Source organism: Streptomyces sp. NPDC007929, from assembly GCF_042959065.1.
Taxonomy (GTDB): domain Bacteria; phylum Actinomycetota; class Actinomycetes; order Streptomycetales; family Streptomycetaceae; genus Streptomyces.
The window spans coordinates 172,963-199,733 of sequence record NZ_JBIBKD010000010.1 but is presented as its reverse complement, the minus strand read 5'-3'; the positions used below and the strand labels follow the sequence as shown (position 1 = coordinate 199,733).

23 protein-coding genes and 2 pseudogenes are annotated in these 26,771 nt (G+C 70.4%); 13 read left to right on the top strand and 12 right to left on the bottom strand.

Annotated elements, in window-relative coordinates; translation table 11 throughout:
- The first annotated feature begins 7 nt into the window (after positions 1-7).
- The gene (locus tag ACFZDE_RS30985) at positions 8-619 is read left to right on the top strand and encodes a TetR/AcrR family transcriptional regulator C-terminal ligand-binding domain-containing protein (protein ID WP_391001543.1); all 612 of its coding nucleotides are present in this window, start codon (positions 8-10) and stop codon (positions 617-619) included.
- A gap of 46 nt (positions 620-665) precedes the next feature.
- Here ACFZDE_RS30985 and ACFZDE_RS30980 read toward each other — a convergent pair whose 3' ends face one another.
- Positions 666-1,064, bottom strand: a complete 399-nt coding sequence (locus ACFZDE_RS30980; RefSeq protein ID WP_391205457.1) for a DUF4440 domain-containing protein — start codon at positions 1,062-1,064, stop codon at positions 666-668.
- A gap of 142 nt (positions 1,065-1,206) precedes the next feature.
- On the opposite strand from ACFZDE_RS30980, the gene ACFZDE_RS30975 reads away from it, so the two are divergent.
- Entirely contained in the window at positions 1,207-1,503 is a 297-nt protein-coding gene (locus ACFZDE_RS30975; protein WP_391205454.1) for a hypothetical protein, read from the top strand.
- Positions 1,504-1,519: 16 nt separating this feature from the next.
- Here ACFZDE_RS30975 and ACFZDE_RS30970 read toward each other — a convergent pair.
- Positions 1,520-1,737 (bottom strand): annotated as a pseudogene (locus ACFZDE_RS30970) (dienelactone hydrolase family protein); the annotation flags it as partial.
- A gap of 105 nt (positions 1,738-1,842) precedes the next feature.
- Positions 1,843-4,422 carry a hypothetical protein gene (locus ACFZDE_RS30965; protein ID WP_391205451.1) on the bottom strand — a complete coding sequence of 860 codons (2,580 nt, stop codon included), beginning with the start codon at positions 4,420-4,422 and terminating at the stop codon, positions 1,843-1,845.
- A gap of 159 nt (positions 4,423-4,581) precedes the next feature.
- Between ACFZDE_RS30965 and ACFZDE_RS30960 the strand changes: the two genes are divergently transcribed.
- Positions 4,582-4,857: a hypothetical protein gene (locus tag ACFZDE_RS30960; RefSeq protein WP_391001551.1), complete on the top strand. Its 276-nt coding sequence runs from the start codon at positions 4,582-4,584 to the stop codon at positions 4,855-4,857.
- Positions 4,858-4,882: 25 nt separating this feature from the next.
- On the opposite strand, the gene ACFZDE_RS30955 is transcribed toward ACFZDE_RS30960, so the two are convergent.
- Together ACFZDE_RS30955 and ACFZDE_RS30950 are read right to left on the bottom strand one after the other, a co-directional pair.
- Positions 4,883-5,113 carry a hypothetical protein gene (locus ACFZDE_RS30955; protein ID WP_391205448.1) on the bottom strand — a complete coding sequence of 77 codons (231 nt, stop codon included), beginning with the start codon at positions 5,111-5,113 and terminating at the stop codon, positions 4,883-4,885.
- A gap of 54 nt (positions 5,114-5,167) precedes the next feature.
- Positions 5,168-5,743: a dihydrofolate reductase family protein gene (locus ACFZDE_RS30950; RefSeq protein ID WP_391205445.1), complete on the bottom strand. Its 576-nt coding sequence runs from the start codon at positions 5,741-5,743 to the stop codon at positions 5,168-5,170.
- 223 nt (positions 5,744-5,966) lie between these two features.
- On the opposite strand from ACFZDE_RS30950, the gene ACFZDE_RS30945 reads away from it, so the two are divergent.
- Together ACFZDE_RS30945 and ACFZDE_RS30940 are read left to right on the top strand one after the other, a co-directional pair.
- Positions 5,967-6,401 (top strand): VOC family protein, encoded by a 435-nt coding sequence (locus tag ACFZDE_RS30945; RefSeq protein ID WP_391001557.1) that lies wholly within the window; start codon positions 5,967-5,969, stop codon positions 6,399-6,401.
- A 61-nt stretch (positions 6,402-6,462) separates the two neighbouring features.
- A pseudogene (locus ACFZDE_RS30940) lies at positions 6,463-7,107 on the top strand (Type 1 glutamine amidotransferase-like domain-containing protein); the annotation flags it as partial.
- 194 nt (positions 7,108-7,301) lie between these two features.
- Here ACFZDE_RS30940 and ACFZDE_RS30935 read toward each other — a convergent pair.
- From ACFZDE_RS30935 to ACFZDE_RS30925, 3 genes are all read right to left on the bottom strand, one after another.
- Positions 7,302-7,793 carry a hypothetical protein gene (locus tag ACFZDE_RS30935; protein WP_391001559.1) on the bottom strand — a complete coding sequence of 164 codons (492 nt, stop codon included), beginning with the start codon at positions 7,791-7,793 and terminating at the stop codon, positions 7,302-7,304.
- 51 nt (positions 7,794-7,844) lie between these two features.
- Positions 7,845-8,789, bottom strand: a complete 945-nt coding sequence (locus tag ACFZDE_RS30930; protein WP_391205442.1) for a hypothetical protein — start codon at positions 8,787-8,789, stop codon at positions 7,845-7,847.
- 216 nt (positions 8,790-9,005) lie between these two features.
- Positions 9,006-12,659: a LamG-like jellyroll fold domain-containing protein gene (locus ACFZDE_RS30925; RefSeq protein ID WP_391205439.1), complete on the bottom strand. Its 3,654-nt coding sequence runs from the start codon at positions 12,657-12,659 to the stop codon at positions 9,006-9,008.
- A 516-nt stretch (positions 12,660-13,175) separates the two neighbouring features.
- On the opposite strand from ACFZDE_RS30925, the gene ACFZDE_RS30920 reads away from it, so the two are divergent.
- From ACFZDE_RS30920 to ACFZDE_RS30900, 5 genes are all read left to right on the top strand, one after another.
- Positions 13,176-14,204, top strand: a complete 1,029-nt coding sequence (locus tag ACFZDE_RS30920) for a substrate-binding domain-containing protein (protein ID WP_391205436.1) — start codon at positions 13,176-13,178, stop codon at positions 14,202-14,204.
- A 150-nt stretch (positions 14,205-14,354) separates the two neighbouring features.
- The gene (locus ACFZDE_RS30915) at positions 14,355-15,596 is read left to right on the top strand and encodes an extracellular solute-binding protein (RefSeq protein WP_391205432.1); all 1,242 of its coding nucleotides are present in this window, start codon (positions 14,355-14,357) and stop codon (positions 15,594-15,596) included.
- A 10-nt stretch (positions 15,597-15,606) separates the two neighbouring features.
- Positions 15,607-16,590, top strand: a complete 984-nt coding sequence (locus ACFZDE_RS30910) for an ABC transporter permease subunit (protein WP_391205429.1) — start codon at positions 15,607-15,609, stop codon at positions 16,588-16,590.
- Positions 16,587-17,411, top strand: coding sequence for an ABC transporter permease subunit (locus tag ACFZDE_RS30905; RefSeq protein WP_391001571.1), 825 nt, complete (start codon positions 16,587-16,589; stop codon positions 17,409-17,411). Before ACFZDE_RS30910 ends, ACFZDE_RS30905 begins: the two co-directional genes overlap by 4 nt.
- Before the next feature lie 94 nt (positions 17,412-17,505).
- Positions 17,506-19,239 carry a trehalase family glycosidase gene (locus ACFZDE_RS30900; RefSeq protein WP_391205426.1) on the top strand — a complete coding sequence of 578 codons (1,734 nt, stop codon included), beginning with the start codon at positions 17,506-17,508 and terminating at the stop codon, positions 19,237-19,239.
- Between the two features lie 25 nt (positions 19,240-19,264).
- On the opposite strand, the gene ppk2 is transcribed toward ACFZDE_RS30900, so the two are convergent.
- The gene (ppk2, locus tag ACFZDE_RS30895; RefSeq protein WP_391205423.1) at positions 19,265-20,068 is read right to left on the bottom strand and encodes a polyphosphate kinase 2; all 804 of its coding nucleotides are present in this window, start codon (positions 20,066-20,068) and stop codon (positions 19,265-19,267) included.
- A gap of 267 nt (positions 20,069-20,335) precedes the next feature.
- Between ppk2 and ACFZDE_RS30890 the strand changes: the two genes are divergently transcribed.
- Entirely contained in the window at positions 20,336-21,361 is a 1,026-nt protein-coding gene (locus tag ACFZDE_RS30890; RefSeq protein ID WP_391205420.1) for an ATP-dependent 6-phosphofructokinase, read from the top strand.
- A gap of 4 nt (positions 21,362-21,365) precedes the next feature.
- On the opposite strand, the gene ACFZDE_RS30885 is transcribed toward ACFZDE_RS30890, so the two are convergent.
- Both ACFZDE_RS30885 and ACFZDE_RS30880 read right to left on the bottom strand, forming a co-directional pair.
- Positions 21,366-22,271, bottom strand: a complete 906-nt coding sequence (locus tag ACFZDE_RS30885) for a universal stress protein (protein WP_391205417.1) — start codon at positions 22,269-22,271, stop codon at positions 21,366-21,368.
- An 89-nt stretch (positions 22,272-22,360) separates the two neighbouring features.
- A complete protein-coding gene (locus ACFZDE_RS30880) occupies positions 22,361-23,032 on the bottom strand; it encodes a pyridoxamine 5'-phosphate oxidase family protein (RefSeq protein WP_391205414.1) in 672 nt (223 codons plus the stop codon).
- Between the two features lie 231 nt (positions 23,033-23,263).
- Between ACFZDE_RS30880 and ACFZDE_RS30875 the strand changes: the two genes are divergently transcribed.
- Complete coding sequence (locus ACFZDE_RS30875; RefSeq protein ID WP_391205411.1) at positions 23,264-23,824, top strand: dihydrofolate reductase family protein; 561 nt, start codon at positions 23,264-23,266, stop codon at positions 23,822-23,824.
- A gap of 72 nt (positions 23,825-23,896) precedes the next feature.
- Positions 23,897-24,556: a hypothetical protein gene (locus ACFZDE_RS30870; RefSeq protein ID WP_391205408.1), complete on the top strand. Its 660-nt coding sequence runs from the start codon at positions 23,897-23,899 to the stop codon at positions 24,554-24,556.
- On the opposite strand, the gene ACFZDE_RS30865 is transcribed toward ACFZDE_RS30870, so the two are convergent.
- Complete coding sequence (locus ACFZDE_RS30865; protein WP_391205405.1) at positions 24,547-26,754, bottom strand: RICIN domain-containing protein; 2,208 nt, start codon at positions 26,752-26,754, stop codon at positions 24,547-24,549. The two genes, ACFZDE_RS30870 and ACFZDE_RS30865, sit on opposite strands and share 10 nt — an antisense overlap.
- Between the last annotated feature and the right edge of the window lie 17 nt (positions 26,755-26,771).

Below are 26,771 nucleotides of genomic sequence, written 5' to 3'. Positions count from 1 at the left end.
AGACATCGTGACGCAGCAGGCCGAGGACGCCGCCGGGCGTCCGGCCCGCGGTCGTGGGCGCCGCCCGGCCGACGAGGTCCGCGCGGACGTCTTCCGCGTCGTCGGAGAGGTGCTCATGGAGGAGGGCATCGCCGACCTGACCTTCGAGCGGGTGGCCCGCCTGTCCGGTGTCAGCAAGACGACCCTGTACAAGTGGTGGCCCTCCAAGGGCGCCCTCGCCCTCGACGGCTACTTCCACGCCGTCGAGGAGACCCTCGCCTTCGAGGACACCGGCGACATCCGCGCCGACCTCACCAGCCAGTTGCGTGCGTTCGCGCGCCTCATGACCGGCACACCGGCCGGGCGGGTGGTGACCGAGCTGATCGGACAGTCCCAGACCGACGAAGACCTGGCCACCGCGTTCCGCTCCCTGTACTCCTCCGAACGCAGGCGACTCGCGGGGGAGCGGCTGCTGCGCGCCAAGGAGCAGGGGCAGATCCGGGACGACGTCGACGTGCAGATCCTCGTCGACCAGCTGTGGGGCGCCGTCTACCACCGGATGCTCGTCCCGGACGAACCGGTGACCGACGCGTTCGTCGTCGCCCTGGTCTCCCACCTGATCGACGGCATCACTCCATAGACGGCATCACTCCATGGACGGCGGCCCCGGAGAACACCCGGCACGCTCACTCGCGCACGGCGTCGCCATGACGGTGGGCCACCCTCCACCGGCCCTCCTCCCGGCGGTACACCTGGGTGGCCCTCAAGGTGTACGTACGCGGCGCTCCGTCGACGGAGGCGGAGGTGTGCTCGAGACCGGCCGTGTAGGCCATGTCTCCGGCGACGTCGTACGCCTGCAACTCGAAGACGTACGACGTGCAGTCCGAGAAGCTCCCGCCGAGGGTGGTGAAGAGCTCGTCCAGCTCCTGCTGCCCGTGGGCGTTGCGCCACGCTCCCAGGACGCTCACCGGTTCGTTGCGCGACCACAGTGCCCGGCGGGGAGCCGCGTCGCCGTTGTGCAGCGCGAGTTCCGCCTCGTACAGGTCGGTCGTGACCCACTCCAGGAATTCGTCACGGTCGGTCATGTCTTCATCATGGGCCCCGGTGCGCGCGACGCCCACGATTTCGTCCCCGGCACGCGGGGCTGCCGGTTTCTCCCGCCCGTGGCCCGCTGCCCCCGACACCCGGCCGACCCGCGTTGTCAGTGGTGGCTGCGACGCTGGACGGATGAACGGCGACGAGCAACTCCTGCGCGGCCGGGTCTACGGCCACGACCACGACGACCCCGACCCGGGGCCCCGCACCGGGAAGACCTATGCCCACCTCGTCGGAGGGCCGCTGGACGGGTTGCTGCTGGACGTCACGGGCTGGACGCCGGACGAGATCGACGCGGGTGCCGCGCTGCCCACCGAACTCGGGCAGTTCCCCGGCGGCCGCGCGCTGTACGACCCCGGTCACGGCGAGCCGCGGGCACCCGGACCCGGAGTGGCCTGCCGCTTCCACTATCGCGGCGACAGTCCCTGAGGGGCGGTCGCGGTGCGGCCAGGGTGCGTTCCGAGAGCGGGAGCGGCCGGTCCCAGTGGCGGCGCGGCGCGGCGGGGTCGAAGGCGTCGGTGCCGGACATCGTGAAGCCGTGGGCGGTGCCGGGGTAGATCCCCGAGCTGTGGTCGACGCCTGGGACAGCAGGAGGCGCAGGCTCTCGGGCCCGCCGGCGCTCACGGGGCCGTGGAACCCTGCGACGGCCGCGACCTCGCCCGGGTCCGTGTCTGGGCGTGCGCTCGCATCCTCCCGGACCGGGTCGAGATGACCGCCGATTTAGACCCGCCATGTCGCGCGCCGGCGGCACACCGGCCACGGCCCCGCCTAACCCGGCCCGGGCTGCGGGTTCTCGAGAAGGGACGCGATCGTGGTGTACCACCGTCGGTCGGCTGTTGCCGGGTCCTCCGTGGGGATGACCTGCACAGGGCCGAAGCGGGCCGGGTAGCCGGCGAACACGAAGAAGCGGTCCACCACATGGGAGTTGAGGCTCCAGGGGGTGTTCCTCGAGAGCCATGTCTCATGGAGCTGGTCGAGGTAGCCACGGTCGCCCTGGCGCAGGCCGAACACCGTTCTGCTCGTCCACTCGCGCCATCCGCGCAACCCCGAGGCGGTCCTGATGACACTGTCGGTCTGGGCGATGACGTCCTGAGCCGCGGAGATGTCTCCTGCCGAGCAAATCAGCTTGGCCGCGAGAGCCGTGCGCATGGTCAGCGTCTCGCCGTACCGGTCGGCCTCGGAGAGGACGGTGTCACACTCCTCCGGTGTACTGCGGCCCATCAGGGTTCTGCGCCACAGGACGGTCGCGTCGTTGTCAAGCGCCAACTGGTGCTTGCCCTCCTCGCGGAGGTAGGCGGCGCGGGTCACCGGCCCGGCGACCGACTCGCCCAGGAGACCACGGAGATAGGCCAGGTCGCTGTTGATACGCAGTGCCGTGGTGGGATCGACGAGGGGATAGTCGGACAGGTGCCGATGCAGGGCGTCGAAGTCCCCCTTGATCTGCAGCCCGCGGGCGACCTGGTAGCGCAGGAACTGCGACTCGGGCGTCTGCGCCAGCAAACCCTTGAGCAGTCGCAGAGACGGGTCGAACGCGGAGCGGGTCCTGTGAAGATAGGCCAGCCTGAGCTCTGCGAGGGCCCGGACGTCCGCCCGCAGCACCGGCTGCGCCAGGAACTCCTCCAGGCAGGCGATCCGCCGCAACCCGGACCTCCCCTGACGCCATGCCTCGAACATGCCGGAAAGCTGCCCCGTCCAGCTGTCGGCCGAAGGCGGCGGCAGCCGTTCCGCCGTCCTGGCGAACCCCGGCAGATCGGTGAGCGCGTCGGCCAGCCAGGGCGCGACCAGGTCGTGGTCCGCGCACAGGCCGGCCGCTAGCTCCAGTACGTCCAGCCGGCGGTTGCTGTCCCCCAGCAGGGACTTGCTGCGTGCTCCGAGCGTTTCCACCAGCCGCCGGGCCATGGCCGTACGGTCGTCGGGCGCCCAGGCTCCGGGCTCGTCGACCGACTCGTGGGCGATGGCGGCGCGCACCGCGTCGTGCAGTCGGTAGGGGAACAGCGGATGGTCGTCCCGGGTCACCAGCGTGCGGTGGCAGAACCGGTGCGTGTCCCCGATCAGCCCGTCCGTCGCCTGGTTGATCAGGTCCTCGTCGAAGCGGGGGACGAGACTGGCGGCACGGGCAAGCTCGCGTTCCCGTTCCGGCAGATTGGCGAAGACACGGGTGGCGAGCTCCGGCAGGGGCCCGCCGAAGGCGGCCGCCGGGAGCCGTTCTCCCTGCCCGGCGCGGGCGATGGACAACGACAGGCTGAGGTACAGCGGCAGGCCGTGCGCACCGCCGCGGATCCGGGCGATCACATCGGGAGCCAGTTCCGGATTGCCCGCCGTCCCCGACGCGGCCCGCAGGTACTGCTCCACGTCGGTGTCGGAGAGCTTGCCCACGAGATGCTGACGGGGATCCTCCCGCGTCTCCAGCCGCAGACCCGGCCAGGTCTGCGGGCCGGTCGCGGGCAGCAACTGGTTGAGGTGCGGCGAGTCCCAGTCCAGCCGGTTACGGGACGTGACCACCCACAGCACACCCGGCGTGAGGTGCACGATGCGGTTGAACAGACGCTCCTGGGCACGGTCGTCACCCTGGACGTACTCGGCGGCATCGGCGAAGGCGACCGCGATCGGCCGCTTGTCGGCGGCGAGGTTCTCCACATCCCATGACAACAGCCCGGCGAGCGTCGCGGCGACATAGTCCGACGGATCCTGCTGGGTCTGGTTCATGATGTGGACGAGCGGCTCGCACCTGCGCAGCGTCCGGTTGCGGAGCCGGTTCTCGCGTACCGCCTCGACGATGCGGATGCCCGTGCGGACCGTGAGGGGACCGAGCCCGAAGCTCGCCCCGGCGTCGCTGAGCGTCTCGTTGAGGGTGTCGGTGATCTGCCCCCGGACGTCGAAACCACCGGCGGACAGGTCGGGCAGCGCCGTTCCCGGGCGGGCCAGTGACCACCAGGCGGCGAGGCCGAGGTCGAAGGCGGGAAAGCGACGCCCCCGGGCGGCGACCGCGGCGCGCAGCCGCAGCACGATGTCCACCGCGTTGACGATTCGGCTTCCGTGGAAGTCGATCCGCACCGAGTGCAGCGGGCCTTCGGGCGGCACGTTCCCCGCCCAGTCACCGGGATCGGACAACTCGCCCCGCGCCCACGACTCCAGACGCCGCGACAGCTCCGTCTTGCCGATGCCGCCGATGCCGTAGAAGGAGAGGACGTTCCGCCGAGCGGGATGCCCCAGAGCCGTGGATCCGGCGCGGACGCGCTCGCCGTGCACACGGAGTGCCGTGGCGAAGGCCGTGTACTCGTCGACACGGTTGGTGAACAACTCGGTCGCCGAGTACCGAGGTTCGAAGATCCGGTCAAAGTCGCTCACAGGCCCCCCGACCCACCCCTGGCCGGCGACCCGGCCCTTCCATGGCAGTCTCAACTATGGCCTACCCACCAGCGGGGCAGGAGCGAATCCAGCAAGTCACGGCCGATAGGGAGCGCGTTCCGGGGTACCTGCGTCGGCATGGCTTCGCAAACCGATCACGTGGCATCCGTACGAGCCCTGCGGCAGCTGCGCCGCATGCGCACCTTCTACGCCGGGGGCGCCGTCCTGTGGGCGGCCTCGGCCGTGTCGGCGGGATGGGACGACCCCGGGGGCCGGCCGATGTGGGTGTCGGTGGCGTTCCTGGTGGTCTTCGTCGCTCTGCTGGGCCTGACCGTCCTGTGGCTGAAGCGTGCGCAGGGCGACGACGGTGCGGAGGAGCCCGTGCACCATGCCGCTCCCCGGAGGCCGGCCTGGCGCCGGCACGCCAACGCCTGACGGCGGGAGCCCGGACCCGGGGCCGTCAGCGGCCCTGGTCGTCCGGGCGCGGCCGGGCGTCGTCGTCGGGCCGGTCACGGCCCGGCTGCTGCCGGAAGTCACCCGGCCGGTCGCGGCGCAGCTCCTCGTACCGCTGCGCATACGTATCGACAGCCTGATGAACCGTGCAGCCCAGGGCATCGCGGATCGTCGCGATCGCGGCGATGCTGCGGTGCGCCAGGATGTCGTGGTCCACACTCGGGGGCAGTCCGTCCATGGCGAGAGGCTACCGGTCGCAGCGGACTCGATCCGTACCTTCGGCCACGCCCGGTCAATGCGGGGTGGGCCGGTAGACGAGCTCCTGGACGTGACCGTCGAGCGTGCGATGCTCGACCAGCTCCAGATCGAAGTCGGCCGCATCCCGGAAGACCGGATCCAGCCCCGAGCGGCCGGTGATGACGGGGAACAGCGTCACCTGCAGGCGATCTACCAGGCCGGCGGCCATCAGCGCCCGGTTCAACGACAGGCTGCCGTGCGAGCGCAACGGCACGTCCGACTCCGACTTGAGCCGGGCCACGACGTCTACGGCGTCGCCGCTGACCACCGTCGCGTCCGGCCAGTCGAGGGGGCCTTCCAGCGTCGTCGACACGACGGTTGTGGGAAGGTTCCGCATCCGTGTGACCCAGGGGTCCCGCACGTCGGATTCCCCGGTGCTCGAGGCCAGCATCTCCGCGAAGGCCCGGAACGTGTTGGCTCCGTAGACCATCCGCTGCTCCCCGCCGTAGAGGGCGAGGCGGTGGTCGAGCAGCTCGGGCCCCTGCTTGCCCCAGTAGCCGGTCCAGTCGCCACCGGCGACCCCGAAGCCGTCGAGGCTGGAGAAGACGTCGAACGTGTAGACAGCGGTCATGTCGTGCTCCTCACGAGAGGCCGATCGGCGCGCGTGGGCCGTGGCGAGACCGGCACCTTCACCTGCGGCGGCCTGCGGTGCCCCACGTACCAATAGACCCGGCACGTTGATGAAACTCATCGCTGTGCGCAGGGCGAGGTCCGTGTGCGCGTCACATTCGCCGCATCAGCGCGCTGATCAAAAACCCGATGTGAGCGTCAGGGCTCCTTGCTACGGTGGCCCGATGCCGTCGGTCAAGCAGATTCAAGTCACCTTCGACTGCGCGGAACCCGAGCGGGTCGCTCGCTTCTGGTGCGAGGTGCTCGGGTACGTCGTACCGCCGCCGCCGGAGGGTTTCACCACGTGGGACGACTTCCATCGCTCCCTGCCGCCCGAGGAGCGAGGGGCCTGGTTCCTGGCCCTCGACCCCACGGGCGTGGGCCCGCGCCTGTACTTCCAGCGCGTCCCGGAGGGCAAGGTCGTCAAGAACCGGGTGCACCTCGACGTACGCGTCGGCACCGGACTCGTGGGCGAGGAGCGCCTGACCGCACTCGAAGCCGAATGCACCCGCCTGGTCGCCCTCGGCGCGGTACGCCAGCGACTGCTGGAGGCCGACGAGGACAACGAGTCCTGCATCGTGATGCAGGACATCGAGGGCAACGAGTTCTGCCTCGACTGAACACGCACAACCGCCGCCGCGAACGTCGAAGGAGCGGCGAAACGGTGGAAAGGAACGGCTGATGGGCGGCCCGGCTCGCGGCGTGGCACTCCTCGGCGGAGGCTTCTCGACGGACGAGGACGGACTGCTGGACGACTGGCTGCTCAGCCATGCCAGGAGCAGCCGCCCCGCAGTGTGCTTCGTCCCCACAGCCAGTGGTGACGCACCCGCCTACGTCGACCAGTTCCTGAGCGCGTTCGAGCCACGCGACTGCGAGCCGTCCGTTCTGCCACTGTTCCGGCGACAGCTGGACGACGACTCCCTGCGGACGTTCCTGCTGAGCCAGGACGTGGTCTACGTCGGTGGCGGCAACACCGCGAACCTCTTGGCGGTCTGGCGCGCGCACGGGGTCGACCGCTTACTGTGCGACGCCTACGACCGTGGAACGCTGCTGTGCGGGATCAGCGCCGGCGCCAACTGCTGGGCCCGGGGCTCCCACACCGACTCCTTCGGCCCGCTGACGTTTCTCCAGGACGGCCTGGGTCTCCTGCCGGGCTCGGTGTGCCCGCACTACGACAGCGAACCCGGGCGCCGCACCTCGTACCGAGAAGCCGTGGCGACCGGCATGTTGTCCCCCGGGTGGGCCGTCGAGGACGGTGTGGGGGCGCTCTTCGTGGAGGGACGCCTGGAGGAAGCCGTCAGCCGGAGGCGGGGAGCGTGTCTGTACTGAGTGCAGGACGAGGACGACCACACCGTGGGGGAGCGGGCCTTGCCGTGCCGGCTGCTCGCCGGAGCCGCCTGACGCACGGGCCTCGGCGTCTCTGCCTCGAGTGTCCGGAGGCGTACTGCATGTGGGCGTTGCCGGGCCGCTGAGGCCCGCCGCAGCCGTTGTCCTGGTGCGGCGGGGAGGTGGAGCGCAGGTCAGCTCATGAACTTGGCGCAGGCGCTCTCCGTGACCCATCGGTGGGAGCTGATGTTGTACCACATGGGGTAGCCGCCGGTGCTGTCGTTGCGGGCGAGGTCGTCCACGTAGATCTCGCTGCGCTTCAGGCAGCTGTAACCGCCGCGCTGCCAGTCGTAGTCGGTGCTGACGTAGAAGGCGACCACGTCGTAACCGCCGGAGTAGGTGCCGGTGTTGAGGACCGAGAAGGCGTTGTCGTTGTCGCCGCCCTGGAACTGGCCCGCGCCGTCACCCCAGTTGGGGTCGTCACCCGCGTCGGCGCCGAGGAGGACGCGGCAGTCGGTCTCGTGGTACGCGCGGACCTTGCCGTCGCCCTTGTACTTGAAGTACTCGGCGTCACAGCCGGCCCCCGTCGCGGCGCTGCCCGCCGCGTGGGCGGACGGCAGCGGGAGGGCGAGTCCGAGCGCCGCCGTGGTGACCAGTGTCGCCAGAAGGTGTCGTGCCTTGCGCATGGATGACTCTCCTGTGTCTTGAGTGTTCCGCGGCGGTGCGCCGCGGGGGCTCTACTCGCCGAGGAGCCGCTCGGCCCGGGCCAGTGCCGCCCTCTGGAGACGGTCACGCGTGGCGATGTCCCGCGCGTACCGGGCGCGTACCGGAGCGCTGTGCTCCCGCTCCAGCCGGCGGGCCGTCTCGGCGAAGCCCGTTTCGCGGGCACAGGTGGCCTCCGCGACGGCGAGCCGCACCTCCGTGGCGTGCGCGCGGCCGGCGTCGAGGTCCTGGGTGAGCCGGGGCAGCGCCGCACGGATCGCTGTGGGGTCGGGGTAGGAGTGCCCGGCCCGGCGCATGCACGCGGCCCAGCGCCGCTGCGCCTTCGTGAAGTGCTCGTCGCGCAGCAGCCGCGGCACATAGAGGGGCGTCAGATTCGTCGCGACCTTGTCCACCCGGAACCAGACCGACGGGTCGCCGTAGAGCCGCTTCCGCGCCTCGGCCTCGCAGCCGCCGTTGCCCACCCGGACCTTTCCGCCGCCCGGCAGGGACGTGGTGAGCAGCTCGGAGCCGGGGCCGCCGGAGAGCGCGCGGACGTAGGCCCGGGCTTCCGCCTCGGACAGACCTGCCCGGTAGGCGATGTTGCGGTCGTGCCGTTTGGTGGCGAGGGCCTTGCGCTGGATGCGTCCGCCGTAGCCGTGCCGGTGGGCCCAGCCCACGTCGTCCAGCACGTATCCCGGCGCGCGCAGCTCGTCCGCGCGCATCGAGGCGGCCACCCAGAAGGGGTGACCGTGCCGGGCCATGCACTTCTTGGTCAGCACCAGTTCCGCCCGGTCGATCACCGCGAGCTGCGCCTCGGTGAGGGGCGCGCCCCCGGGCGCAGCCGGACGTGTCCCGGCAGCGGGCTCCGCCACCGCCCCACAGCCCGTCAGAGCCACGGCCAGCGCCAGGAGAACGCCCGCGACGGTGGAAAGACGCCGGTCGAACCGCACGGACTGCTCCTCACCGACCCCGGGGCGCATCAGGCCACCCGGGGCTCACCGAAAGCGCGACAACGAATGCGGCACAGCCGCCCGTTGCCCGGTCTGGCGTCGCCTGTGGCCGACCCTAGGCACCCAACCGCGTTCGTCGTCCCTGACAGCTGTCAGGGACGACGAACGCGGCTACCCGGAGTTGCCCCGCCTCACGGCGCTCCCGCGGCGCCTCCAGGAGGAGATGACCTCAGCGAATGAACTACCTCAGCGCACCTCCCGCGCATACGGCGCGACGGTGATCCGGTCGATCAGCGGCGCGTAGCGGGAGCGGAGCAGCACGCCCGGGAACGTGTCCGAGGCGTAGGTGGTGCCGTCGAAGTTCGGCAGCTCCTCGGAGCGGAAGCCGATCGTGTTCTTCCCCTTCTTCAGCTGCACCGGGACGGTCAGTTCCCAGAAGTTGTTCTGGTGGAAGCTGTGCGGGAATCCGACGCGCCGCGCCGCGCCGCCGTTGACGCTGATGTCGGCGTGCCGGGCCAGCGGGTCGGGGTTGTAGTGGGTGGCCTCGGACTGCTCCGGGTTGGAGTAGCGGATGCGCAGCGCGTACAGGCCCTCCCGGTCGGCCGTGACGGTGAACGTCGCGGTGTTGCCGTTGCCGGGGGCGCCGCCGACGCCCGTGATCGCCGTGCCGCCGGTGGCGAGGGAGAGCGGGGTGAGCGTGGCCGAGCCCGCGAGCCGCGCCTCCCCGGCCTCGTACGTGCGCGTCGGCAGCGTGCCCTCGGTCGGGGTGACCGTGAGACGGTCGACGAGGGTCGTGGCCGAACCCCCGGTCACGGTCACCTTGTTGACACCGCCGGACAGGGAGACCGCCGCACGCGTACTGCCCTTGGCCAGTCGCAGGACGTCATGGCCGTTGACGGCGAGCCGGGCGCCGCTTCCGCCCAGGGTGTCGACCTTGAGCGTGGCCTCGCGGTCAGCCGGCGAGTAGACCCAGAACGTGGCGCTCTGACCCTTGGCGAGCCGGACCGCGCCGGAGCCGGTCGCCGCCGGCTTCGGAAGGTCGTAGACGGGACGTGCGCCGTTCGCCGGCCAGGCCAGTTCACCCTCGTAGACCTGGGTGTCCGCCGAGGCGCGGGGGAGGGCGAGAGTGAGGCGGTCGACGATCGCGTCGCCCTGGGTGGCGCGCTTGCCGTCGGCGCTCTTCGCGGCGAGCGTCAGGGTGTGCTTGCCCTTGGTGAGCTGCACCTTGGTGTCCGTGTGGTCCCAGACGACCCACTTGTAGCCGAGCGGCAGGTGCAGTTCCTGCTCGCTGCCGGCCTTGCCGTCCACCCGCAGAAAGACGTTGGTCGGGCCCTGCTCCTTGACCTTGTCGAAGGTGTTGAGGGAGTTGGCGAAGACGCTCAGGTCGTAGGTGCCGTCCTCGGGCACGTCCACGGTGAAGTCGAGGGTGACGTCCGAGCCGGTGCGCAGGCCGCCGACGTCGTAGCCGCCGGAGGTGTAGAACTTCGACACGTCACGCGGCGAGCCCTCCGGCCCGTTCTTCGACCAGCCGGAGCCGCTGTGCGCGGCGTCCTCCGCCTCGTAGGAGGACTGCCAGCGCACGGGCGGGTCCTGCGTGCCCTTCGCCTCGCCGGCCGGACTGAGGACCACCTCGTAGGCCGAGGACTCCTTGAGCTTCGGCAGGGTGCCGTCGCCGAAGTCGAGCGTGACCGTGCCGTCCGCGCCGACCTTCAGGTTCGACTCGGCGAGCAGCTTCGGGCCGGACGAGTCGCCGATCTGCCCGCTCCACTCGATCTCCCGCACCCAGGCGTGCACACGCTTGCCGAAGACAGTCTTCGGTACGCCGGCGAAGACGATGTGGCCCTTGCCGGTGGAGCCGCCGAAGACCAGCCGGGACTGCTTCTTCTTCTCGTCGAGCGTGGCGACGCCCTGCATGGTGTAGTTCTCGCCGGGGAACGGCGGGGTCACCTTCACCGTGTGCCCGCTCATCGAGGCGTACGCATTCAGCAGCCACCACTGGCCGTTGCCACGGTTGGACTGCACGGCGGAGTCGGAGAGGTTCCCGTCGATGTTCCAGTACGCGATGTCCGCGTCGACCTTGGACTCCTCGATCGCGGACACCCACTGGATCATCTGGCCGGGGACCGAGGTGTGGTAGTTGAAGGCGTACTCGTTGATGTTGATCGGGAGTTGGGTGCCCGCGCGGTCGGTGCCCTTGAAAAGGTCCTTCTCCCACGCCCGGTACTTGGCGACGCTCTGGCGCACCGCCTCCGGGTGGCTCAGCTCGTGCCAGGTGATGACGTCCGGGAGGGTACCGGCGGCCAGGGTGTGGGTGAGGAAGCCCTTCACCTGGTTGTACAGGATGCTGGTGTTGGGTCCGGCGATGCGGGCGTCCGGCATCTTGCCCTTGATGAGCTTGTACATCCGGTCCCAGGCGGCGAAGTAGTCGTCCGGGTCGTTGAGCCAGCTGACCTTGTCGTAGCTCCACTCGCCGGTGCCGAACATGTTGCCCTCGGGCTCGTTGAACGGCACGAAGACGACGTTGTCCTGGTACTGCTTCGGTAGCTTCAGGACTTGGTCGACCTGCTTGGCGACCTTCTCCTCGTAGGTCTTGAGCTTCTCCGCGGGGGTGTCGCCCGGCCACTGGTAGGGGAAGCCGCGGTGGATGTCGGTCATGTAGATGTACACGTCACCGTCGGTGGAGTCGGCCAGCGGCTCGACCACCTCCAGGGCGTCGGCACCGGGGTGCTGCGGGCCGTCCTGCGCCTTGGTGGAGACCGTGCGCAGGCCCATGCCCTCCATGAGGTTGTTGGTCGGCACGTCCGGTCCGTACACGCCGTACAGGGTGCCGGAGGCGCCGCCGTGGAACGCGCCGGTGTCCGAGCCGAGGTCGACGGTGAGCTGCCCCTCGCGGACCACGGTGACGGTGGCCTTCACGGCGCGTCCGGCCGCGGTCCCGGCGACCGTGAAGGTGCCCGGCGCGGCGTACTTGTCGGCGGGGACGTCGTCCCAGGTGACGGGCGTGTCGCGGTCGTAGCCGTCGGAGAAGGAGGCGCGGACGGCGACGGGGAGCGACGGGGCGGTCCCGGTCGTGGTGCGGGCCTCGAAGGACGTCTTCGAGAGTTCCTGGAGGGTCGGCACGGACCCGACGGTACCGGCCACCTCCTCGGGGCTCAGAGCCGCGTGCCACACGGTGAAGTCGTCGATCGCGCCCTTGAGCAACGGGTCCGGGTAGAAGGACTTGCCTATGTACCCGGCGGCGGTGGCCGAGGCGTCCAGCAGATCCTTGGCCTTGATGCCGGTCTTCGCGGCGGAGACCGCCACACCGTCGAGGTACGTGGTGAGCCGGCCGGCGGAGCTGTCGAGGGTGACGGTGACCGTCCGCCACTCGTCGGCGGGCAGCGGCGCATAGCCGCGCACCTGGGCCTCGGCGCCTCCACCGCCGGTGGTCACGGAGGTCTGGAACAGCCCGCTGCCGTTGTACGGCGTGCTGAAGAGGTACTTGGTGGTGTTCGTGCCCAGGTCGAAGATCCGCTGCCAGGACGATGTGCCGGCGCTCCACTTCACGCGCGCGGAGACCGTCAGGTCGGTGGCGTCGCCGACCACGGCGCGGGGGAGGCGCACATACGCGCCCTCGGTGTCGGACGCGCCGCCGGGCAGGGCGAGGGCCTTGCCTCCGCCGGTGCCCTCGACGGACCGGGCGGTCGATCCGTTCACCAGGTCCGCCGTCAGTCCGTTGCCGGAACTGTCGGTGATCTTCCCGGACGCCATGTCGTCCTGGTCGAAGGTGTAACGGGCGGCGGGCTCGGGCGCCTGAGCCGCCTGCGCGGGGGCGGCCGGTGCGGCCAGCAGGCCCGCGCCGAGCGCGAGTGTCACGGCGGCGGGTGCGCGCCGCCGGGCGGATCTGTCAGCGGTTGGCATGGAGGGTGTCCTCGATCTCTGAGGGGGCGGTGGTGGGAGTCGGCGGCTGGGGGCTTCGGGAGCGGCGGTACGCGGTTCCGGGCCGGACCGGGCCGGCCGCTCCTGCGTGTGACGGCCGGGCGAGCAGTGGGTGCAGCGAGGTCGAAGGGAAGTCGAATCGGTTCGACGGACCGAACCGCGAGCACGTCTCAGGATGGTGGAGGCGGCTCCTCGCTTCCCCACGGGCACGGAAGCAGCCCGGGTTCGCCGGAAGGATCACTTCGTCGAACCGGTTCGCGAAGCTAGCACCGGGAAACCCGCCCAGCAATCCCTGCGGCACGAGGAGATGCCCGCTCCCCAAGCGGATCGAGACAGTGCCGCCCAGGATGTTGACATGCCTGCCGGTAGTTCCTACCTTCACTTCACGCGAACCGGTTCGACAGCCGCGCGTCGCGCCTGTCCCACCCCTCACACGCAAAACCGGCGAGCACTCCTTCCGGCAAGGAGTCGAACCGGTTCGAGCAAGGAGCCAGCCCCGTGAACATCGGTGAGATCGCCAAGCGGGCCGGTGTCTCCCGGAGCACCGTGTCCTACGCGCTGAGCGGCAAGCGCTCGGTGTCGGAGGAGACCCGTCGCAAGATCCAGCAGGTCATCGACGATCTGGGGTACCGGCCCAACGCCAGCGCGCGAGCCCTGGCCAACGGGCGCACCAGCACCATCGGCCTCGTCTTCCCGCCCGCGGGCAACCACTACACCGGGATGCAGCTGGACTTCATCGGCAGTGTGGTGGAGGCGGCGGCGGTGCACGACTACGACGTGCTGCTGTCGCCCAGCGGCGTCGACAGCGACCGGTCGTTCCAGCGGCTGCTGGGGGAGCGGAGGGTCGACGGGGCGATCCTGATGGAGATCAGGCTGGAGGACGACCGGGTCGACCACCTGGCCGAGCTGGACTTCCCCGCCGTAGCCATCGGCCGCACCGCCCACCCGGAGAACGGCTGGTGGGTGAGCCTGGACCACACCGCGCTCGCCGCCGCCTGCGTCCACCACCTCGCCGACCTCGGCCACCGCCGGGTCGCCTTCGTCAACCGGCCCGAGCAACTGCTGCGCGCCGGATACGAGTCCGCCCAGCGCGGCCTGGACGGCTTCACCAAGGCCGCGGCCGAACGCGGGCTCACGGTACGGGCGTACTGCTGCGGGGACGACGCGGCCTCCGGCCAGGCCTGCCTGGAGCGCATCCTGTACGACGACCCGGCCACCACCGCCCTGGTCACCCTGAACGAGGCCGCACTGGGCGGCCTGTACCGCGGGCTCGCGAAGGCGGGCCGTCATGTACCTCGCGACTTCTCCGTCACCGGGGTCGTCGCGAGCCGGTGGGCGGAGACGGTCACCCCGCAGCTCACCGCCGCCGACGTACCGGCCGAGGTGATGGGCCGGCGCGCGGTCGACCTGCTCGTCGAGCGGATCGAGCACCCCGCCGCGCCGCCCCGGCACCATCTGCTCGCGCCGCCGATCTCGCTGCGAGCCAGCACCGGACCCGCGACCGGCACCGCCCTTTCCGAAGTCTGACCGCACCGCACCGCACCCGCACCGCACAGCCACCTCGCTCCGCTCCTCCCTCACGCGCACCCGACCCCTCACCCTCGCCCGTTCGGAGTGCCCGCTTCCCCCCAGCCGCCCCTCCCACGGCACCCGTGTGCCCAGAACGAAGGACCCGCCATGCACAGCTCCTCAAGGCGCCGGCTCACCGCGGTGGCCCTGTCGACCGTCGTCGCCGTCACCGGTGCCGCCTGTTCCTCCGGGTCGGGCAGCGCCGACGCGAAGGGCTCGGACAGCGGCACGTACACCGTCTGGGACCCCTACCCGCAGTTCGCGAAGGGCTCGGCCTGGGTGAAGTTGCTGGACGCGTGCGGCGCCAAGGCCGGGGTGAAGATCAAGAGGACCGGCTACGACACCAGCGACCTGGCGAACAAGGCGCTGCTGGCCGCCCAGCAGGACAACTCCGCGGACATCCTCATCGTCGACAACCCCGTCGTGTCGACCCTGGCCGAGGCCGGCGTGCTCACCAGCACCGAGGACAACGAGCTCGACACCTCGAAGGTCGACCCCAACCTGCTCGCCGCGGGCCAGTCGGACGGCAAGACCTACGGAACCCCGATCGGCGCCAACACCCTCGCCCTCTACTACAACAAGAAGGTCCTGAAGGAAGCCGGGGTGGACATCGCCTCGGTGAAGGACTGGAAGTCGCTGACGGCGGCGCTGGCGAAGGTGAAGGCGGCGGGCAAGAAGGGCATCACCTTCTCCGCGATCGGCACGGAGGAGGGCAGCTTCCAGTTCCTGCCGTGGTTCTGGGGCGCGGGAGCCGAGCTGACCGCACTGGACTCCGCGCAGGCCGTGTCCGCCCTGTCGCTGTGGAAGGACTGGCTGAAGGAGGGCTACGCCCCCAATTCCGTCATCAACAACACCCAGACCACCAGCTGGCAGGAGTTCGCCGGCGGCGACTACGCCTTCGCCGAGAACGGCACATGGCAACTCGCCAACGCGAAGAAGGCCGGTTTCGACTACGGCGTCCTGCCGATACCGGGCGCCGACGGAGGCAGCGCAGCGGCGCCCACCGGAGGCGAGTTCGTCACCATCCCCACCCAGGGCGACACCGGCCGCTACGCCACCACCCGGAAGCTGGCGACCTGCCTGACCAGCACCCAGAGCCTTTACGACACCGACACCACCCTGTCCTACGTGGCCCCCACCGGCGAGGTGCAGGCCAAGCAGGTCGCGGCGAACGCCGAACTGAAGCCCTGGGTCGCGGCGGTCAAGTCGGCCAAGGGGCGCACCAGCGACGACCTGGGAATCAGGTACCCGAAGATCTCCGAGCAGCTGTGGAAGGCCGTCCAGTCCGCCCTCAGCGGGGCCAAGTCACCCGAGGACGCCCTGACTTCGGCGCAGACCGCGGTGAAGTGACGAGGGTCCGATGAAGCAGACCACCCACCCACCGGACCACCTGGCCGCGCACGCCCGGAGCGGGGTGACCACCGCCGCCCCGCCCCCGGCCCCCGCGCCCGTCCGGCGCCGTCCGGCCTCCCCGCAGTGGGCCGCCTGGGGGTTCCTCACCCCCGTGACCCTCTACCTCGTCCTCTTCTACGCCTATCCGCTCTACCGCAACCTCGACCTCAGCCTGCGCGACTACACCGTCCGCTCCTTCGTCCAGGGCAACGCGCCCTTCACCGGCATCGACAACTACCGGGCCGTCTTCGACGACCCGACCTTCGCCCCCGCCCTGCTCCACACGGCGCTCTTCACCGGCGTCTGCCTGGTCTTCCAGTACGCCATCGGTCTCGCCCTCGCGGTCTTCTTCAGCCGGCACTTCCGGCTGTCGGCCACCCTGCGCGCGCTGTTCCTGGTGCCGTGGCTGCTGCCGCTGATCGTGTCGGCGTCCACCTGGTCGTGGATGCTCAACAGTGAATCGGGTGTCGTCAACGCCGCCCTGCACGCCCTCGGCATCGCCCCGGTGAACTGGCTGACCTCTCCGTCCTGGTCGCTGACCTCGGTGATCATCGCGAACATCTGGATCGGCGTGCCCTTCAACCTGGTCGTGCTCTACAGCGGCCTGCAGTCCATCCCGGCCAGCCTGTACGAGGCCGCCGCGCTCGACGGCGCGAACGCCTGGCAGCGCTTCAGGCGCATCACCTTCCCGCTGCTGCGCCCGGTCTCCGCGATCACCCTGCTCCTCGGCCTGATCTACACGCTCAAGGTCTTCGACATCATCTGGATCATGACCAAGGGCGGCCCGGCGGACTCGTCGACCACCCTCGCCACCTGGTCCTACCAGCTCGGCTTCGGCAACCTCCTGCCCGCCTTCGGACCCGGCGCGGCCGTCGGCAACCTGCTGGTCGTCACCGCCCTGGTGTTCGGCCTGATCTACCTCAAGGTCCAGCGAAAGCAGGCGCTGTCATGACCCGACGCACCGGCCGCACCGGCTGGAAGACCGCCCTCGGACTCCTGCTGACCGCGGCCATGCTCTTCCCGGTCTACTGGATGCTCAACGTGTCCCTCACCCCCGACCGGGACATGCGCAAGAGCCCACCCGACCTCTTCCCCACCCACGCCACGCTGGACGGCTACCGCACGGTCCTGCACGAGCAGCTGCCCTACCTCGGCACCAGCCTCGTCATCGGCCTGGGCACCGTCGTCCTGACCGTCGCCCTGTCCGCCCCGGCCGGCTACGCCCTGGCCAAACTGCGGCCCCGCGGCGGCGGCATCCTCAGCTTCGTCCTGCTCGCCGCCCAGATGATCCCCGGCATCATCATGGCGATGGGCTTCTACGCCATCTACCTCAGCCTCGGCCTGCTCCAGTCCGTCCCCGGCCTGATCGTCGCCGACTCCACACTGGCCGTGCCCTTCGGCGTCCTCATCTTCACCGCGTTCATGTCCGGCATCCCCGGCGAACTGCTCCAGGCCGCGAAGACCGACGGAGCCGGGGCTCTGCGGACCTTCTGGTCCGTCGTCCTGCCGATGAGCCGCAACGCCGTCGTCACGGTGTCCCTTTTCGCGTTCCTGTGGTCCTGGTCCGACTTCGTCTTCGCCGGCACCCTCGTCAACGGCGGCGCCCACGAGCCGATCACCCTCGGCATCTACCACTACATCGGCAACAACAACCAGGAGTGGAACGCCATCATGGCCACCGCCGTCGTGGCCTCGCTGCCCGCCGCGGTCATCCTCGTCCTCGCCCAGCGCTACATCGCCGCCGGGGTGACCGCCGGGGCCGTCAAGGACTGACCCCCGGCCGCCCCCTCCCGACCCTCCCCGTCACCACCGGGCCGCCTGCGCGTCAGCCGGCCGGTGACCCCTGCTCGAGAAACGAGTCAGCGTCATGACCGCCGCCCGATCCGGCCCGGCCTTCTCCGTCCACGACATCCCCTTCAGCACCCACGGCTCCTGGTTCGACATCTCACCCGTGGTGGCGGAGAAGACCTACGCCGAGGACCTCCACCTCGTCTCGCACCAGAACGGCATGCACGCCGTCCTGCGCCTCGTCCCGCTCGACCCGGCGACCGGCGACCGGGCCGAGACCCGCGTCGAGACCACACCGGGCCTGCTCAGCTGGATCGGCGCGGACGGACGCGTCGATCTCTCCTACGCATCGCCCGACACCGTGCGCCTGCGGGGGAGCGGGCTGGGCATGGGCGTGGTGGCGGCCGCGCCGACCCTCACCCCGTTCAGCGGAACCTACTTCTTCCGCGACCCGGCCGCCGACGCGCATGTGTTCACCTCCTACGAGACCGGACGCCGCTACCGCGTCACCGTGCTGTCCGGCACCGCCACCGCCACCGGCGCCCAGAGCCTGGGCGGCTGCCTCCGCGGTCTCACCCTGGCCGCGGAGGCGAGCGGCCCCTGGGAGATCGCGATCGAGGAACTCGACACCGCCCGGCCGCCGTACGCGTCCCCGGCGGCGTTCGACGCGATCACCGACTCCGAGCGGCGCTCGTTCGCGGAGTTCGTCGACCGGGTGGCCCCATGGCGCTCCTCCGCCACCCCCGCCGCCGAACTCGCCGCCTACGTCGTCTGGTCGGCGACCGTGCGTCCCACGGGACTCGTCACCCGGCCCGCGGTGCTGATGTCCAAGCACTGGATGGACAAGGTCTGGAGCTGGGACCACTGCTTCAACGCCCTCGCCCTCGCGCCCGGTTGCCCCGACCTGGCCCGTGACCAGTTCGCCCTGCCCTTCGACCACCAGGACGACACCGGCGCCCTGCCCGACTCCGTCACCCACTCCGAAGTCCTGTACAACTTCGTCAAACCGCCCATCCACGGCTGGACCTCCGGCCTGCTGCGCCGCCGCCTGCCCACCCCACCCGGCCCCGCCGAACTCGCCGAGACCTACGGGCGGCTGGAACGCTGGACGGGCTTCTGGCTCACCGCCCGGCGAGCCCCCGGCGCCGAGCTGCCCCACTACCAGCACGGCAACGACAGCGGCTGGGACAACGCCACGACCTTCGACCCCGCCCGGGTCGTCGAAACCGCCGACCTGGCCGCCTTCCTCGTGCTCCAGCTCCACGAACTGGCCACCCTGGCCACCGCGCTGGACAAGCCGGACGAGGCGAGCCGCTGGACCCGGATCGCCGAACAGACGCAGGCGGCGCTGCTGGACCGGCTCTGGGACACCGACCGGTTCGTGGCCCGGGCCGTCGACACCGGGGACACCTGGAGCAGCGCCGGCCTCCTCGATCTGATGCCCGTCGTCCTCGGCGAACACCTGCCCGCCGACATCAGCAGCACCCTGGCCGACCACATCAAGGCCCATCTCACGCCGTACGGCCTCGCCACCGAACTGCCCACCTCACCGCGCTACCTCGCCGACGGCTACTGGCGCGGCCCGATCTGGGCCCCCGCCACCGTCCTCATCGAGGACGGCCTGCGCCGCGCCGGGCACGAGCGCCTCGCGGACGACATCAGCGCCCGCTTCCGCGCGCTGTGCGAAGCCCACGGCTTCGCCGAGAACTTCGACGCGCTCACCGGAACGGGCCTGCGTGACCGGGCCTACACCTGGACGGCCAGCAGCTATCTCCTCCTCGCCGAGGCGCATGCTCGCCGAGAGGGCCGATGACCGCAGAGCCAGGAACCGGTGTGCCTCAGAGCCGGGCCGTGTGATCGGGGACGTAGGTCTGCAGGTCACGCGGCGGGCGCTGGTAGCCGGTCGAGGGGGGACGGTCCGGCAGCTCCAGCACGGGCGGCGGCACCTCGTGGTACGGCACGGAGTCCAGCAGATGGGCGATCATGTTCAGCCGGGCGCGGCGCTTGTCGTCGCTCTCGACGACGTACCACGGGGCCTCCGCGATGTCGGTGTGCACCATCATCTCGTCCTTCGCCCGCGAGTAGGCCTCCCAGTGGGTGATCGACTCCAGGTCCATCGGTGACAGCTTCCAGTGCCGCAGCGGGTCCTCCAGGCGGCGGCGGAATCGCTCCTGCTGTTCGGTGTCGCTCACCGAGAACCAGTACTTGCGCAGCAGGATGCCGTCCTCGGCCAGCATCCGCTCGAAGATCGGGCACTGGCGCAGGAAGCGCTGGTACTCCTCCTTCGAGCAGAAGCCCATCACGTGCTCGACACCGGCCCGGTTGTACCAGGACCGGTCGAACAGCACGATCTCCCCGGCGGCCGGCAGATGCTCGACGTACCGCTGGAAGTACCACTGGGTGCGCTGGCGCTCGGTGGGCTTCGGCAGCGCCGCGATCCGCGCGACGCGTGGATTGAGGTGCTCGGCGACCCGCTTGATCGTCCCGCCCTTGCCGGCCGCGTCGCGCCCCTCGAAGACCACGACCAGCCGGGCACCCTCGGTGCGCACCCATTCCTGGAGCTTCACCAACTCCGTCTGCAAGCGCAGCAGTTCCTTCTCGTACACTTTGCGCGGCACCTTCGCCGCCCGCTCGTTCGTCATGCCGCCTCCGCACGCCGCGGTGCCGTCGGGCCTTCGTTCCTGCACCGTACTGTCCGGCCGGGGCCCGCGCACGACGTGCCCGCTGCCGCGACGGCCGCGGCACAGGAGCGTCGTCGGACGGGCCCGCCCGAGTGGCCACCGCAGATCGAATCGAGGGAGGCTGGAGGGGAGGCGGCGGACCTCCGAGGACCGGCTGCCGTCTCGGGGCGCCGTGCGCGGCGCGGGCGGACGGACGGACGAAGGTGCGCAGCGGATGGGAGAAAGCCCATGAGGGTCGGAGTACTGACCGGCGGCGGTGACTGTCCCGGCCTCAACGCGGTGATCCGCAGTGTCGTCCGCAAGGGGGTCCAGGAGTACGCGTTCGACTTCGTCGGTGTGCGGGACGGCTGGCTCGGCCTGCTCAAGAACGACATCGTTCCGCTGGACATCGCCCGTGTCCGGGGGATCCTGCCCCGCGGCGGAACCATCCTCGGGTCCTCCCGCACGAACCCGTTCAAGCACGAGGACGGGCTGCGCCGGGTGCGGGACACCCTCGCCGAGCACGAGGTGGACGCGCTCGTCGTGATCGGCGGCGAGGACACGCTGGGAGCGGCCACGGAGCTCAGCCGGCAGGGGATCAACCTCGTCGGCGTGCCGAAGACCATCGACAACGACGTCTCGGGCACCGACTACACCTTCGGCTTCGACACGGCCGTCGGTATCGCGACCGAGGCCATCGACCGCCTCCACACCACCGCGGAGTCGCACATGCGCGCCCTCGTGGTGGAGGTGATGGGCCGGCACTCGGGGTGGATCGCGCTGCACGCCGGCGTCGCGGGCGGCGCCAACGTGATCCTCGTCCCGGAGCGGCCCTTCGACATCGACGAGGTCTGTGAGCTGGTGAAGCGCCGGTTCGAGATCAACTACGCGCCGATCGTCGTGGTGGCCGAGGGAGCGGTCCCCAAGGAGGGACAGCTGATGGTCAAGGACCAGTCCCTGGACGAGTTCGGCCATGTACGGCTGTCCGGCATCGGCGAGTGGCTGGCCCAGGAGATCTCGGCACGCACCCGGAAGGACGCCCGCACCACGGTCCTCGGCCACATCCAGCGGGGCGGCACCCCGAGCGCCTTCGACCGGTGGCTCGCCACCCGGTTCGGACTGCACGCCATCGACGCGGTCAGGGAAGGCGACTTCGGCCGCATGGTCGCCCTGCGGGGGACGCGGATCGTCCGCGTCCCGCTCGCGGACGCCACCGCCCGGAACAAGGTGGTGGACGCGTCGCTGTACGACGAGTTCGAGAACTTCTACGGCTGAGCGCTCACCCTGCGCGCGGCACGACCCCTCCGTACGGCACGACCGCGACCGGGCAGCGGGCATGGTGCAGCACGGCGTGGGCGACCGGGCCCAGACGGCCTTCCGCCGCGCTCGGCTCGGTGCGGCGCCCCACGACGAGCAGGTCGGCGTCCCCGGACGCGTTCAGGAGCCCTTCGGCGGGGTGGAGCAGCACGAGATCGCTGACGACGCTCACCCCGGGATACTTCTCCCGCCACGGGCGCAGGACGTCGGACAGCCGCAGCACCTCCTGGTCCTCCCAGTCGGCCCGGTCCTCCTCGGTCACCACCAGGGTCCGGGGCGAGACGGATTCGGCGGGAAGGGCCCAGGCCTGCACCACGTGCAGCCGCGCGCCGTGGGCGTCGGCCGCCGAGAACGCGAAGTCGGCCACCTCACCGACCGGCCGGTGCGCGTCGAAGCCCAGGACGACCCGGCCGGAGCCGTGCGCCGAGCGACCCTCCTGGGTGAAGGTGCCGGGGCGGTGCGGGACGAGGACGACGGGGCAGGGGGCCGCTGCCGCCGCCCGCAGAGCCACCGAGCCGACCGCCAGCCCCTCGAAACCGCCCGTTCCGCGCATGCCGGCGACCAGGAGCCCCGCGTCACCCGCCGCGGCGACCAGCGCCCCGGCCGGGGCGTCGTCGGACTGCGCGCTCTCCACCCGTAGGTCCGGGAAGCGCTCGGTGAGGTCCGCGACCGTTCGCCGGAGCAACCGGGCCCCGATGTCACGCAGCCGATGCTGGGCCGGAGCCGGGACGACGGCGCCGGGCAGCCGCGGAGAGGCGTGCAACAGCCGCAGCGGAACGCCCCGCAGCGTCGCCTCCCGCGCCGCCAGGCCGACGGCCGCCCCGGCACCCTCCGACCCGTCGACACCCACCAGCACCGGCAGTCGCATCCCGGCCTCCTGACTCCCCTCTCCACTGTTCCACGACGCGACGTCGACGGCGCCCGGACCGGGTGTGCCTCAGGATCCGCCCGGATCAATCACCGCAGGGCTTGACTGTTCTTCTCCTTTGCCGCTTCGAAGTAGTCGCCGCCTTTGCGTTTGACGTCGTCCGTGCCCCAGGCCTGTTCACCTGTGCCGGCTGTGGGCTGTCTGCCTTCGGTCCGAGGTCGCAAAGGCGCCTTGACCAGCCTCGGTATGTGCTTCGAGCAGTGGATGTACGCTTCCTCGACCTCGATCTCGACCCACATCTGGGGGCGGCGCCCCGGCAGCGGATCGAAGGGCAGAGCGGGATGGTCGCGGCGCGTGCTGTCGTCGGGCACCAGGCGGGCCCGGCCATTGATGTGCAGGCCGATGCGATCCACGGAGAAGTCGATGAGCAGGAGGCCGACGTGCGGGTTCTCGCGGATGTTGCCGAGCGACGCCATGACGCCGTTTCCCCGGTATTCCGGGTAGGTGAGGGTCGCGTCGTCGAGAACGTGCAGAAAACCGGGTGGGCCCGCCCGGAAGGTGCTGTCGCATTCACCGCGACCGTCCGACGTGGCGAGGAAGAACATCTCCTGCCGGGCCACGAACTCCTTCATCCTGGGGTTGAGCCGGTCCAGCACCTGGTCGTCGTAGAAGCGATCGGCGCGGCCGGTGGTCGCCAACTCGTGCTGGATCTCGTGCTCTCCGCGGCTGCCGGGCCGGTCTGCCCGCTCGTGCTGGTGCAACGGTCCTCCTGACAGGCGAGCCAACGCCTGCGTCCGAGCCCTGCTTCGGCGGTCCTACCGGCGCAGGTGACTCTGCCGATCCCCTTCAAAGGCCGAATGACGGTGATCGGCCACGCACATGAGGGTAGAGCAGACCGTTCGAACGTTCCGGCGGGGGAGAGTTCTTATGCGAAGAATTCGAGGAGTTGTGTGAAGAATGGAGGGAAACGTTGTCCCTCGGGAGGACTTCCGATGCGTAGCGTGACCTATTCGATGAACGTTTCACTTGACGGTTACATCGTCGGGCCGGACGGCGGCTTCGACTGGTCGGAGCCGGACGAGAACGTCTTCCGTTTCTGGATCGACCAGATCCGGCAGGTCGACGTCCATCTGCTGGGGCGACGGCTGTGGGAGACGATGCTGTACTGGGAGGACGTCGATCGGGATGCGCTCGACGACGCGCAGCGGGAATGGGCCGACCTCTGGAATCCGCTCCCGAAGGTGGTGTTCTCCAGGACGCTGACGTCGGTGCGGGGTCAGGCCCGCCTGGTCTCCGGCGGTCTGGCGGAGGAGATCGAGCGGTTGCGCGCCGAGCCGGGCGAGGGGGAGATCGCCCTCGGCGGCGCGAACCTCGCCGCCGAGGCCGCCGCGTCCGGTCTGATCGACGAGTACCGGGCCCTGGTCTACCCGGTCCTGGTCGGCGGCGGCATCCCGTTCTTCCCGCGGGACGAGCGCCGGGTGGGTCTCGAACTCGTCGAGACCCACACCTTCGGCTCGGGGGTCGTGCTTCTCCGCCATCGCGTGGCGCGCTAGGTGAGCTTACGGGTGTCTTACGCGCCGTGGACGACACCTTCCTCGTACCGAAGCGTCTCCTACGGTGACCCGATGACATCCCTCCCCGCGCTGCGTGCCACGGCACCGGTGACCTTCGCTCCTCTGTTGCTGGCCGTGGCAGGCTCCATGCATCCAGCGCATCTGACCGCCGCCACCGCGGGCCACTGGACCGCCATGCACATCGCCCTGTTGCCCGTCTTTCCCTTCCTCGTACTCGGCTTGGTCCTGCCCCTGAGGGGGAGGCCGCTTCGCGGTATCGACGGGGTCCTGGCGCTGCTCGCCTGGGCCGGATCCCTCTGCTACGCCGCCTTCTACTCCGGGCTCGACGCCGTGGCCGGGATCTCGGCCGGTGTGGTAGTCGACCACCACGTCCACGGGGCGGCCGGACGGCTGTTCGCGACCGGTGACGAACTGGGCCGGGCGGGTGTGTCCGGGCTGGTCGTGGCCGTACTCGCCACGAGCGCTCTGCTCTGGCGCCGGCACGGCGTGCGGGTGCTGCCGGCTGCCCTGGTTCTGCTGGCCGCCTGCTGGTCGTTCTGGGACAGCCACATCTTCTGGCCCCGAGGAGTCCTCACCATGCTGGGTTTCGCCCTGGGCTTCGCTCTTCTGACCCTGGCCTCCTCGGCGGCGTGTCGTAGTTCATGGGGCCGTGAGCCCCGGCACCAGCGTCAGCAGGAGCAGCAGCCGTGCCGGGAGCCGGGTCACGGATAGTTCACCAGATTCGCCACGTTGGTCGAGGAGTTCGACGGGCCGCCGCGGTCGTTGATGACGTGCCGGATGGTGCCGGTGCCGCCGAGCGAGACGGTGACCATGTTCCGGAAGCGCACGTTCGGGTGGTTGGGGGCTTCGAAGGCGCGCTCGGCGGTGACGGACGGGTCGACGTTGAAGAAGCAGTAACTGCCCAGACCATAGGCCTGGTGACTGGTCACCGAGTTCGCGACCTTGTAGGCGGCGTAGCCCTGGGTGGAGCCGTTCATCCAGGCGGCCTGGCCGGGCGGGTCGTAGGGCATCTCGTTCTGGTAGAAGTACGTCCGCCCGCCGTTGCCGTTCCAGACGGTCTGGTGCTTCTGGTAGTGCTCGACGAACAGGCCGTACATGGTCACGTCGTCGCCGTTGACGACGAGCCCGGTGTCGGCGGTGTTGGTGTTCCAGCCGATCCCGGAGCCGTGATCGCCGCGCCAGATCCACATGTGGTCGCCGATGACGTCGTCGCTGTTGACGACCAGGCTGGTCGTCGCCTTGCCGACGGCGGCGCCGCCGACGCGGAAGTACACGTCGTGCAGGGACGTCGGGTTCGCCGCGTGGTCCGCGGCGGACCCGGCCGGGCCGACCTCCATCAGGGTCTGCGAGTTGGTGGTGCCGGCGTCGAAGAGGACACCCGCGACCTTGACCCCGTCGACGTCGGCGACGGTCATGGCGGTGACGCCGTTGTCGGGGACGAAGGTGGCGAGCCCGAGACCCAGCACGACGGTGTCCGGTCGGGTCACCCGCAGGGTCTGGTCCAAGTGGTAGACGCCCGGGGTCACCAGGAGGTTCTTGCCCTCGGCCAGGGCGGCGTTGATCTGCGCCGCGGTCGCGCCCGGCTTGACGACATGGAACCGGTCGATGCCCAGCGAGGTGCCGGGCGCGTTGCCGCCCGCCCAGGTGGTGGCGGAGGAGTCGGACCGCAGGGACGGCACGAACACCTTGTACGCCCCGGCCCCGTCCACCTGGAGGAAGGGCTTCTCGCGGACGGTGGGGGTCTGGTTCACCGTCGTGTAGGGCGAGTTGGGGAAGGTGTTGCCCGGCACGCCCTGGCTGCCGACGAACACCATGTTCCAGTTGGAGCCGGTCCAGCCGCCGAGCTGGGAGTTGCGGGTGAGCCACTGTTGCTGGGTGCCCGAGCGGACCTGGCCGTCGATCTTGCTGTCGGCCATGAAACCGCCGCTCGACCAGCCGCCGTCGCTGAGTTCGAGATTGCCGCGGACATGCATACGGCGGTACCCGGAGGCCTGGGAGACGGCCCACCGGTCGGTGCCGCCGGTCGGGTTCACCGACAGGTTTTCCGCCCCGCGCCAGAAGTTCTGCGTGGCGTTCTGCGGCGGGAACCAGTCGGCCTCGACGTGCACGGCGCCGTTGATGGTGACCGCGTCCGGCGACTGGCCCAGGCCCAGGACCTGGGTGTAGAAGCCGACGTTCACATCGTTGCTGTACGTGCCGGGCTTGAACATCACCGCGTAGCGCTGGGAGCCGAACTGGTTCGTCTCCTGCTGCTGGAAGATGGAGTTCAGCCGGCTCTGGATCGTGGACGACGGCATCGACGGGTCGAAGACCACCACGTTGGGACCGAGGTCGACGTCGCCGGGCGCGGTGCTCACGGGCGCGACCTGGAAGCGCTGCGCCGCGGTGCCGTTGCAGGTGTACTGCACGAGCTGGACGCTGTCGGCCGTGGCGGCGGACGGCACGTCGAGGCACTTTCCGCTGTTGCGGTTGACGAAGTGGTAGGCACCGCCGCCCTCGTCGACCGCCCGCCACTGCTGGTTGCCGCCACCGCCGTACCTCCACAGGTGCACCGCCGCGTTGTCGGCGGTGGACACGTCGCTGACGTCCACGACCTGCTGGGCGTCGTTGCGGTTGCCGATGCGTACATAGCCGTCGCTGGTCGGGGTGAAGCTCCACTGCTGGGCGGTGCTGTCGTTGCAGGCGTACTGCTGCACCGCGGTGCCGTTGACGGTCGCGGCGGCGCGGGCGTCCAGGCACTTGCCGCTGCCGTTGTTGACCACCGTGGACCAGCCGGTGGGCAGGGCCGCCGCTGCCGAGGGGGCGGTCCGGGCGGGGTGGAGGCCGATGAGGAGGGAGGCGGTGGTGGCCACGGCCGCGAGGACAGCGGTCCGCCGTCCGGCGAGGGATGGTCGGGTGAGTCGGAGCACGTCTTCTCCTGTGCCGG